This is a genomic window from Acidiferrimicrobium sp. IK, assembly GCF_025499425.1.
Classification (GTDB): domain Bacteria; phylum Actinomycetota; class Acidimicrobiia; order Acidimicrobiales; family Palsa-688; genus Acidiferrimicrobium.
On record NZ_JAIMCB010000031.1, the window covers coordinates 1 to 10,285 of the forward strand.

At 63.0% G+C, this 10,285-nt stretch carries 9 protein-coding genes and 1 pseudogene; 5 read left to right on the forward strand and 5 right to left on the reverse strand.

Annotated elements, in window-relative coordinates; genetic code table 11:
- Positions 1 to 647 precede the first annotated feature (647 nt).
- Positions 648 to 2,246, reverse strand: a complete 1,599-nt coding sequence (locus K6U06_RS24335; protein WP_262324587.1) for a hypothetical protein — start codon at positions 2,244 to 2,246, stop codon at positions 648 to 650.
- Between the two features lie 947 nt (positions 2,247 to 3,193).
- The gene (locus K6U06_RS24340; RefSeq protein WP_262324588.1) at positions 3,194 to 3,745 is read right to left on the reverse strand and encodes a hypothetical protein; all 552 of its coding nucleotides are present in this window, start codon (positions 3,743 to 3,745) and stop codon (positions 3,194 to 3,196) included.
- Positions 3,746 to 4,784: 1,039 nt separating this feature from the next.
- On the opposite strand from K6U06_RS24340, the gene K6U06_RS24345 reads away from it, so the two are divergent.
- Positions 4,785 to 4,916, forward strand: a complete 132-nt coding sequence (locus K6U06_RS24345) for a hypothetical protein (RefSeq protein ID WP_262324589.1) — start codon at positions 4,785 to 4,787, stop codon at positions 4,914 to 4,916.
- A 483-nt stretch (positions 4,917 to 5,399) separates the two neighbouring features.
- Positions 5,400 to 5,807 carry a MarR family winged helix-turn-helix transcriptional regulator gene (locus K6U06_RS24350; RefSeq protein ID WP_262324590.1) on the forward strand — a complete coding sequence of 136 codons (408 nt, stop codon included), beginning with the start codon at positions 5,400 to 5,402 and terminating at the stop codon, positions 5,805 to 5,807.
- A gap of 229 nt (positions 5,808 to 6,036) precedes the next feature.
- Here K6U06_RS24350 and K6U06_RS24355 read toward each other — a convergent pair.
- The 3 genes and pseudogenes from K6U06_RS24355 to K6U06_RS24365 all read right to left on the reverse strand — a co-directional run.
- Positions 6,037 to 6,204 (reverse strand): annotated as a pseudogene (locus tag K6U06_RS24355) (IS630 family transposase); the annotation flags it as partial.
- 323 nt (positions 6,205 to 6,527) lie between these two features.
- Entirely contained in the window at positions 6,528 to 7,736 is a 1,209-nt protein-coding gene (locus tag K6U06_RS24360; protein WP_410051144.1) for a sensor histidine kinase, read from the reverse strand.
- A gap of 101 nt (positions 7,737 to 7,837) precedes the next feature.
- Positions 7,838 to 8,533: a response regulator transcription factor gene (locus K6U06_RS24365; protein WP_262324591.1), complete on the reverse strand. Its 696-nt coding sequence runs from the start codon at positions 8,531 to 8,533 to the stop codon at positions 7,838 to 7,840.
- A gap of 473 nt (positions 8,534 to 9,006) precedes the next feature.
- Between K6U06_RS24365 and K6U06_RS24370 the strand changes: the two genes are divergently transcribed.
- From K6U06_RS24370 to K6U06_RS24380, 3 genes are read left to right on the forward strand one after another with little or no spacing between them, the layout of a single operon-like run.
- Positions 9,007 to 9,252 (forward strand): hypothetical protein, encoded by a 246-nt coding sequence (locus tag K6U06_RS24370; RefSeq protein WP_262324592.1) that lies wholly within the window; start codon positions 9,007 to 9,009, stop codon positions 9,250 to 9,252.
- 59 nt (positions 9,253 to 9,311) lie between these two features.
- Entirely contained in the window at positions 9,312 to 9,641 is a 330-nt protein-coding gene (locus K6U06_RS24375; RefSeq protein ID WP_262324593.1) for a hypothetical protein, read from the forward strand.
- A 17-nt stretch (positions 9,642 to 9,658) separates the two neighbouring features.
- The gene (locus K6U06_RS24380) at positions 9,659 to 10,135 is read left to right on the forward strand and encodes a hypothetical protein (RefSeq protein WP_262324594.1); all 477 of its coding nucleotides are present in this window, start codon (positions 9,659 to 9,661) and stop codon (positions 10,133 to 10,135) included.
- Positions 10,136 to 10,285 lie beyond the last annotated feature (150 nt).

The window sequence follows — 10,285 nt, forward strand, 5'->3', positions numbered from 1 at the left end:
GTAACCTCATCATCCACCCGTGGCCTCCTGACCTGTTGCCTTCGACAGCACTCAGGTTGGTGAGGCCACGGGCCCCACTGGTGGACCCTCAACCAGGACCCCCCACCTAAAGGATCAAGAGCCGATATTCGACCGCTGCCGTTCCCCCATCCAGCCACGGCAGTCTTGTCGAGCGCCCTTTGTCGCGCACGGCTCTTTGTGAGCGCGGGTGACGTCTGTGCTCAACCAACCGGACGTGCGGAGCACCCGAGCGCTTACCTGCGTCGACTATGCGGTGCGATTCCCGTCGCAGCTGCCTTTGAACTAGGCCAGGGGCACCTCGAGTGCACTTGCCGGCCAGATCAGGGTCGCTGGCATCTCACTGCGGCCACCCACGACCTGACCGCACGGCCACCCGCTCGGCTCCCCTGCGACGCTCGAACTCACCAGTCTAGAGACGCCATCCTCCCAGCTCCGCTGCCCCGTGATGCAGACACGACCCCACGAACGAGCTCGACGACGAGCCTGGAAACGTGCGTCGAGGTCAGAGGCTTGATGCCGCAACAGGCGGCCGGCGCCCTTCGGGCGCCTGCCGCTACGAGGTCAGAGTGTGTGATGAACCTCTTTACCAGGAGTCCAGGACTCTCGGCGTCCGGCTCGGGGTCAATTCAGCTCGACCGTTTGCGCCTACGTCCGTTCGACTCGAGCGCTTGCCGTAGCTCGGCAACCAGCGCATCAGGTCCTGCTCGACCTATGCGGGTCCGCGAGAGTTTTTCGCTCTCGAGCTGATCTCGAATCTCGCGACGGATGACTCGCTCGTCCATGCCTGCGGTTCGTGCGCGGACCGAGTCTGCAAGCTCGAGGACGACCGACGGCGTTGCGTCGAGGAGGCTCACCTCCACCATCATCGGCAGGCGTCGTTCGAGAGATTTGGCGAGCTGTCGCCGAGCCGGACCCACGGCTAAGTAGTGGGCAAGAAAGGTAAAATCCAGGACTGGACTATCGAGCCGCTTAAGCCCTGCGGCATCACGTATCTTCTCCGCTGCCTCAATAGAGGACCGAACCGGCGACAACCACCATTGCCTATATCCGAACGGGTTTTGCAGTTCCTCACCGTGAGAACGCAACTGCAGCACCCCGAGAAAATTCTCAAGATCGCGTTCTACAAGCTGTCGGACGGTCTCTGGATCGATAGTCTCACCGGGCCGGCGATTCTCGTGAACGCCCCGCCAATATTCTTCTGCATGCCAGCGGATGCGAGGGTCCAACTGGCTAGCCGGTTCTTTCAGATCTACAACTCGGATACTGTGAATCTCAAGCAGGTACTCGGCCAGGTCTATCTCGGGACGTCGGTCGCCTCGGAACTTACGCACCCACTCGCTGAAGTCGGCGTTGGCAGCTCCAGACCATAAAAAGCTGGAGTAAAGGAACGGCGCTCTCCCACGCCAGTCGTGAGGAGCACGCCATGCAATCATCGAGAGCTCGATGTGGTGAAGAAGTTCATCCACGACCCCGTTGGTCACCATGAGCCGAGCTCCCGATTCAGCCACCGCCCTTATCAATAGTGAGGTGCGGCGGTCGTGTTCGTCCAGCAGCGACTCAATCAGGAGCGGCAGAACTGCACTCGTGTCAAGCCAGAACTCTCCCTGTGAGAAGAGCTTAGAAACGCCAGCTTGGACATTTGGTGTCTCACACATGAACGCAAATAGAGTGTAAGCATCTCCGATTGTTCTGACGAAGGCGTTGGCAGGCTCCGACAGGCCGAGTACCGCTCGTTCGACGACTTCGCCGACAACTGCTGGCAGGTTATGTCGAAGGCTTGTCGAGTCCGGATGCAAGTTACTATCGCGACTTGCGAGGTCGACTAGCTCGGACTGCGAAAACAACATGGGCGTGCCGGTCGCTACGCTTGAAACAAAGGACTCCCCACGCTCAAAAAGAAACTGCTCGAGTACTCGGCGCACACGGAGAACCAAAGCGGAAAAGTCTACTGTCGATGTATCGATAGCCATTCCAACGAGGACGAATCTGGCATTCTCCGCCAACTCCCTGTTGAACGCCTCATCGGCTTGAACGATCTTTGCTATCGAGTTAGCAATACGAATTCGCTCCTCAAAGTTGAGACAGAATTCGTCTTCTTTGGTCCAGTGACGCACGTACGTCTTGTTGAGGCGCTCAAGCGCTCGGTCAACGTACATGCGAACTTCGCCTTCATCTTGTGTGGGAAGGACAGAGAGGACCCAACCGTAGATGTCGGCACGGGCCATGCGATGCTCATTATCAGTCTCGCGAAGCGCAGTACGGACTAAGGCATCGAAACAAAGCTTAGTTAGCTGCCTGTCATTCGAGTCGTCCGTCGATTGCATCACAAGATACAAAAGCGCCGCCCGAGATTCATCGTTGGAGAGGATTGCATGACCTCGATCGAACACCTCAGCCCTCGGCAGCAGAGGGTCAATGATTTGTCGACAGAACGCATCGGCAGCCCGAGTAGTCGAGGTGCTAGCGTGCTCGCGGTCAACGAACCAACTTCGGTCCCTAATGTCGAGTCGGACGGCTCTTGCCTCACGAAACGTTCTTCGGAGATCGTCGCCTCGGGCACCAATCTCTTGGTTGGTCAGATAAATGAGCTCTCGGACCTGAGGGTGAGTGTCCCTCAGCCGGGCCTGGGTGGCACGAATCTTCCCTGCCCAGTCCTGGGAGAGAGACACCTGGACGGCCACGGACTCATCGTCCTCCGTGAGGAAGAGCATCCCATCTCGGCCACCGTCGCCCGATGATGCCGCCAACGTCCGAAAAGCCTGGTAGTCACTGGCCATATAAGACCGTGCTAGTCGTTCGAAGGCATGCCAGCTAGTGGGCGGGCATCGCTCTAATGCATAGTCAAACCGCTCCGACATCCCCATCTCCGAGATCTGGTCATCGCTGTGCCGCCTTCAGCGCCGTACTACAGTAATCGGGCTCCTTCAGTGCAAGGCGGATTATTTGGGAGGCTATCCGGTCGGCGGCGATCGAAGACCGCTGCTACTAGCCGGGCCTTAACACCATCGCTGGTTGTCTCTCCTGATAACCGCAAGCTGCGGTCGAGATTCCGATCAAGCTAGTTGTTCGGTTGCGACTCGTGGCACGGATTTGTGGGTCACCCTTTCAGATGACGAGTTCGCATGAGCATGGAATCGATAACGCTCCTACGTGTCCCGGGCGGGCCTGCGACTCATGGCTGGTATCGCGGTTGCTCGTTATCCGCCTCCTGGTACTGCACACCGAACCGGTCGTCGAACGTCGCCCAAGGTTCGACCGCCATGGCGGGGACGCCGCCATGCATTGTCACTGTGAACCGGTCAAAGAAGCCGTCTCGTCCCAGAAGCACCGCCCAAGGCGGCTCCCAGTCGTTCAGTATGAATCCTACGTCGGCTTGCCACTCGTATAGGGGTTCATCGCCAGGATGCATCAAGTCGCGAAACAGTTGAATTGTGACCTGATCGAAAACGATTTGGCGAGTTCGTCCACCCAGTCCCAGCTCGACGGCTCGTTCTTGGGGGAGCGGGATATTAAGCTCCCGTGCCAGGACGCGAGATGCAATAACTCGCTCCGATCCCGAGTCCACGAGTGCAGAGTGAACGAGTGTTCTGTGGTTGCCGTACTGCAGACGCACTGCAACTACAGGCCGCACGGGTGCTGGCTTACCGAGTTGCTGTGCAACGAGGTCATTTCCGTCGTCTAGATATCTGAAGATGTGGGCCGCAGAGGGGTCCGGTTCCGCCACCGGAATGTCCTCAGCCCAGACCGACCATCTCGGCTTCTGTCTCGGCCGGTGCGCGAACGACAGTTACCTCGCCTAGATCTCGGTAGTGGATCGCCGACACAAGGGCGTCTAAGGTGTCGCGAGCCTCGATTATCTCGCCATCTTGGATGGCGACCCACTTGCCAGGCACTTCATGCAGCAGGGCGGCTAGTCGAATGGGCTCAAGATTGTGGGGCACGGCAGTCTCCTTCCGCTCCGCCACCTTTGGTGATCGTCGCAGATGCACGAGTAGCGAGGCAAGTCGAGAACTGACCGACATGTCCACACTATCGCATAACGTGCGTGCGATCGCGCGGACCGCGCGAAGTGGCTGACTTACTGCGCAGGGAAGCCGTCGGCACTAGCCACGCGGCGGGGCTCGCTGGCCCGGAGGGACTTGGTGCACACCTCGACCTGCAGTTGCCGGTGAAGCTCGAGATCCGTACACCCGGGCGCCGTGTCTTAACAGGACGAACGAACGTTCGTTCAGCAGCAGGGCTGCAAGACGGTCTTCGCTGCGAGGGGCGCATCGGCTCACTCCGGCGGTGTCTAAGCTAAGTGAGTTGGTGTGGGCCTTCCCGCTGCTGCTCCTGGGAGCGGGCATTGCGGAGGCGCCGCAGCCGGCAGAGACGCCTTCAGAACAAACTGGTCCTCAATCACCCAGATTGATGACCGAACCGTCCAGAGATCTGGCCAACTAGGGACGGATTGCGAAGTTAATTGCGAGAACCATCCCGCGAAAATCCCGCGTTCGGTGCTGTTCCGTTTGGTTCGGAGGCTCCCAAGAGGAGTAGCTGCTCCCGCCCTGACCAGCCAGAGCAGCTCAATTGAGTTCAGGATCGTCTGGCCACGAATTTCTGATAATGCTGAGGTCGGTGGTTCGATTCCACCTAGCCCCACCGCAAAAGTCCTGGTCAGAGGGACGCCAGACCCTCCCAGGCGGAGCCCAGATCGGTTCCATCGAACATTCATCGAGCATCGGCTCGCAGCGGACGTCGCAGGGCTGGCGTAGCCTTCTCCTGTGTCCATCCACGTTCGCAGCACTGCGAAGGGGCGCCGCTACGACGTCAAGCTGAGGTCAGCGGACGGCGCCCAGCACTCCAAGACCCTCGCGACCAAGAAGGAGGCCACGGAGTACGAGGCCCGCAGCTGACGGCCATGGCCGATGGTCGCTGGATCGCACCCCGGGCCGGGGCCACGACGGTCGAGGAGCTGGGCCGGCGGTGGCTGGAGGCCTGGCACCAAACGGGACTCGACCCGGCTCCGAGACCGGCCGATCGTGGAAAAGCACGTGATCGGCAGCCTGGGCGCCGACCGGCAGGTGTCCCGGATCTCCCGGGCCGACTGCCAGGCCCTGGTCGACGGCTGGCTGGCGGTCCGGCCTGGCGCCCCGGACGGTGATCCGCAACGCTGCCGTGCTCAGGGCCATGCTGCAGCTCGGGGTGGACGCCGACCTGAGAGTCGCGTAGCAGGGTCGTGTTCGCTTCGGTCGATCCAGCCTCAGGAGTCAATGCTCTCTCCTTCTGTCGCTCTGTTATGGACGTCTGCTTTCGTCGTCCCGCTCATGTAGTTACTATGCTTCACTATAACCAAGCTACAGCAATACGAAGATCTCCTCGATAGCGTCCTTGAGCTGGTGGTCGGGCTGGACGACGACATGGCGCAGGCAAACGCCGCGCTCGGCCTCACCCCAGCTCGCACTCACCTGCTCTGGGAGCTGGGACAACGTGGCCCGGTGCCCCAGCGCGTGCTCGCGGAAGCACTGAAGGTGACGCCGCGAGCGGTTACCGGCCTTGTGGATGCACTCGTTGCGCAGAGGCTCGTGACGCGCGCAGCCCACCCGACCGACCGGCGAGCGACGCTAGTGACCCTCACACCCCGAGGCGAGACCCTCGTCGCCCAGCTCAAGCGCGACCACAAGAGGCTCGCGCGAGCGCTCTTCGCTTCGATGTCGCGCGGCGAGTTCGAATCATTCGCGCAAGCTCTTGCCGGCGTGATCGACCGACTACGGGCGCACCTCAGCGCCGCCGGCGCCGAGGTGTAGGTGATAGCCGGGCCTTCGGTGCCCCGCTTCCCGATTGAGTCGAGAGCAAGGCGCCCGCGGGTTGCCTCTTCCTCGTCTCGGTCAGGAAAGACGCTGCCGACACACGGCCGACACGGTCCGGGCGCCTGTAAAGGGTACGTAAGAGTTGCCGGTCAGGCTGTCACTTTTCAGGGTCGAAAATGGCCTCTCCATGTAGAGAGATCTTTCTCTCGACGGCGTTCCCGGCCGTCGCCGACCACACCCGCTGCACCGTCGCCGGGCTCACCCCCTGCGCTTTGGCCATGCTCCGACACGACCAGTGCGTCTCGCCCGGCGGCGTCGAATGCAAGGTGGCATCCGCTATGACGTCGATCTTCTCCTTCGGGATCGACGGCTTACAGCCCCGCCCCCGCTCCACAAAATGTCGGAGAGCCGTGTGCGGGAGAACCGCACGCACGGTTCGATAGGGGGCCGCTGGCGACGACGGCGACCAAGCGGGGGCTGCTGGTCCCGGGCCGATGTGCACGAACGCCACCTAATGGCCTGGACGGGACCTCAACCGCAACAGTCCACGTCCGAACCAGCGGCCTACCTCACTGGGCGCAGCCCTCAGGGCATCACCGGACGCTCAACGACGGTGGATTGAGGCTTAGCCGCTGAAAAAACCAAGCGAGGGCAGCTGGGTAACCGAAGACTGGGCGTCGTCAGCGCAGCGGTTCCAGATTGAGAGGTTGCTCGCGGTCATGGTCGTCCTCGTTGCCTATCCGAAGCTGGCACGCCATCAGTTCTGGCAGTTTTGTCCGACCTGGGCGTGCCGGTGTGCATCGGTGCGTAGGGTAGTTGCACCGTGACGCTGAGCCCTCCGGCGGGTCGGGGGGTGAGGATCAGGGTTCCGTCATGTGCCTGGGTGATGCTTCTGACGATTGCTAGGCCGAGGCCGACTCCTGCGTGGTCGGTGTGTATGCGCTGGGTGCCGCGCTGAAACGGCTCGACCAGGGTTGAAACCAGCTGCGGGGTGAGTTCGTCGCCGGAGTTCTCGACACTAAGCACCACGCCGTGGGGCTGAACCTTGGTCGTCACCCATACGGAGCCGTCCTCGGGAAGGTTGTGGACGATTGCGTTGTTCACCAGGTTTGTGGTGAGCTGCAGCAAGAGCGCTTCGCTGCCGAGGGTGGGAGCGGCGTCGCCGGAGGTCTCTATGGTGACACGATGCTTCTCGGCTAGGGGGAGCAACGTCTCGGTGGCTTCCTCCGCCATGAGCGAGAGGTCGACTTGTTCTAATGCGAAGGACCGCTGGCCGGCGCGGCTGAGCAGGAGCAGTGCTTCGGTGAGATCGATCGCTCGAGTGTTCACCTCGTGGAGGCGGTCGACGAGTTCACCGTTGTCACGGTTCCGATCCTTGCGGGCCACGTCGAGAAGGGCCTGTGTCAATGACAGCGGGGTGCGCAGCTCGTGAGAGGCGTTAGCCGCGAATCTCTGTTGCTCCGCGACGTGCTTCTGGAGCCGCGCGAGGAGACCGTCGATCGTGTCAGCGAGGTCCTTCAACTCATCGCTGGGCCCCGACAGCGCGAGGCGCTCGTCCAAGTTGCGCTCGGAGATCTGCCGGGTGGTCGCAGTCATCGCACGTAGCGGCCGCAGCACTCGGCCTGCGACCAGCCACCCCAGCACGACCGAAACGACGGCCATGACCCCGAACGCGATCCCGGATTGGATTAGATCTTCGTGGAGCCTGTGGCTGTTACGCGCCACGGACCGGGCGTACATTTCCTCGACCTGACGTAAAGCCTCTGGTGTTGCGTGGGAGCCGTTCGGGACGATCAGGTCGACCCCACTGTTCGCCCGGAAGATCAGGTAGGTAGCCACGAGCAGCACGGATCCCGAGACGAGAAACAGGCCGCTGTAGAGCAGAGTAAGCCGTAACCGCACGGTCCGGGAGGGCAGGCGAGGTATCCAGCGCGGCGCGCGCCTGGCGAGCGAGAGGCGCAACATATCTTCAGGTCCTGGCCCGGCCCGGCAGGGCAAGAGTCGGGCGGACACCCCGTCCTGCGGCTCTATGCATGGTCTCTTCCCAAATGGCCACTGTCTGGTTCGATGATCATGCGGTACCCTGCGCCTGACACAGTGGCGATGATCGGGGGATCGCCGAGGCGCTTGCGCAGTGCCGAGACGGTGATGCGGGCGGCGTTGGTGAACGGGTCGGCGTTCTCGTCCCATGCCCGCGCCAGTAGCTCTTCGGCGCTGACAACGCCGCCTTCGGCGGCGACGAGTACCTCTAGCACGGCGAACTGCTTGCGAGTGAGCGCTATGTAGCGGCCGTCGCGGTAGACCTCGCGGCGGAACGGATCCACGCGCAGGCCAGCGATCTCTCGCACTGGTGGCCGGTTGTGGGCGCGTCTGCGATCGAGCGCTCTAAGACGGAGCACGAGCTCTTGGAGCTCGAACGGCTTGGTGAGGTAGTCGTCGGCGCCGAGTCCGAACCCCGAGGCCTTGTCGTCGAGCCGGTCCGCAGCCGTGAGCATGAGGATCGGCATCCCGCTGCCAGAGGCGACGATGCGTTGCCCGATCTCGTCGCCTGAGGGGCCGGGGATGTCGCGGTCGAGGACGGCAATGTCATAGTCGTTGATGGCCAACAACTCCAGCGCGGTGTCACCGTCGCCGGCGATGTCGGCGGCGATCGCTTCGAGGCGTAGGCCGTCACGGACCGCTTCTGCCATATAGGGCTCGTCCTCGACGATCAACACTCGCACACCCATAGGATGCTACGCCTCGGGACATATCGTCGGCGTATCGAAACACCCATACGTGCTGGCAACATCACGCTGTCTTGACTGGGGCGCATGGCCTTCAGCGGACCGGCACCAGGAGCAGGCCTAGACGATCGGCGATCATCGTTGACGTGGCGGGCGGTGTCGCCACGGGCCGTCGGTGACCGGCCGCCGCCGGCTCGTCCTCGTGGACCGAACCGTCGATGCCCGTTCGTCACCGGTACAACGACGGTCGACCTAGGTGCGGGGGCCCGTGCCGTCGCAATCGCTAGAGGATTCACGGAGCCCGATTCGCTGACTGGATGCCCTCCCGTCGCGGCCCGAGTGCGACAGCGGTGACCCAGCCGAGAACCGAGCCTCGCCGCGACCCGCAGTGCCTGCCAGAGGGGTACCTCCGTCGCGGGCGGGGCAAAGCACCGCGGCCATCCGCGGCGGGCCGGCGGAAAAGAGAGCGCATGACGGTCCGGGTCTTGGCGTTTCCCCTCGGGCTGCTCGTGCTGTTCCTGGCGGTGTCGGTGTATGGAGCGGCCACCACTCCGGGCAACGAGAACTTCAAGGCCAAGTGGGCTGACTGGTTGCGGTCCCACCACGCTGCCTTCGTCGTCAACCCGCTGGAGCAGTGGTACTACAACAGCCAAGCCCCGGCCAAGGGTGCGCCCCAAAGGCCCTCAACCGGATCCCGGCGGCCTCCGCCCACTTAGCGATCACCGACCCGGCGAAAACCTCGGGGAGGACCATCGGCCTGCCCGCCCCTACCCCCGTGCCGCTAGTGGTATCGCCCGCCCTGCTGGGTGAGGGCCAGTGGCAGCCCACCGGGCCGATCATCGACGGCCGCGCCGCCATGTACGTGGCCCAGTTCCGAGCCGACACCATCTACACCAGCCAGATCACCTCGGCGGTGTGGATCGACCCCACCCGCCTGAGGATCCGGCTCCTTCCCGGCTCCGAGGAGCCAGGCGGCAAATGGAGCGTGCCACCCGACCTCACCGGCACCGCGGCCGCCCAGGCGGTGGCCGCCTTCAACGGGGGTTCCGGTTCCAAGACGCCCACGGAGGGTTCTACCTGGATGGACGCACCGCCGTACCACTAGTGAAAGGCGCCGCGTCGATGGTCATCTACAAAGACGGCCGGGTCAACGTCGGCGCCTGGGGCTACGAAGTGTCCATGACTCCCTCGGTCGAAGCCGTACTGCAGAACCTGGTCCCCCTGGTCGATGGCGGCCAGACCGCCCCCGACGCCACCTACCACGACACCCACATCTGGGGGAACACCCTCGGGGCCAACACCGTCGTGGCCCGCTCCGGGCTGGGCGTGACGACCTCCGGGGCGCTGGTGTACGTGGCCGGCCCGGCGCTGACCGCCAAAACGCTGGCCGAGTCGCTGCAGCGAGCCGGAGCGGTGCGGGGCATGACTCTCGACATCAACCCGGAATGGGTCACGTTCAACTTCTTCACCCACCCCGACCCCGCCGACCCCACATCAATCACCGGGGTGTCGCTGTACCCGCCCATGCAACGCTCCGCCGACCGTTACCTCGGCCCCACCGCCGAGTCCCGTGACTTCTTCTCCGTCTCCACCAGCTGACCGAGCGTGTAAGCCCGGCTGGCTAAGCCTCGATCCACCGCAGCGTTGATTGGTGAATGACTGTCCGACTTGGCGGTAGTTGCCAGAGGTATGGTCGGGTGAGGGGGCGTGGGGATGCCCGGGCGGTCCGGGTTGGGGTGTGGTTGTCGT

What these genes read in the sequence shown, in the direction of transcription:
- K6U06_RS24335 (WP_262324587.1), bottom strand. Translation starts at nt 2,246, where the DNA reads ATGGCCCGTGCCGACATCTACGGTTGGGTCCTCTCTGTCCTTCCCACA.
- K6U06_RS24370 (WP_262324592.1), top strand. Translation starts at nt 9,007, where the DNA reads ATGACGGTCCGGGTCTTGGCGTTTCCCCTCGGGCTGCTCGTGCTGTTC.
- K6U06_RS24380 (WP_262324594.1), top strand. Translation starts at nt 9,659, where the DNA reads ATGGTCATCTACAAAGACGGCCGGGTCAACGTCGGCGCCTGGGGCTAC.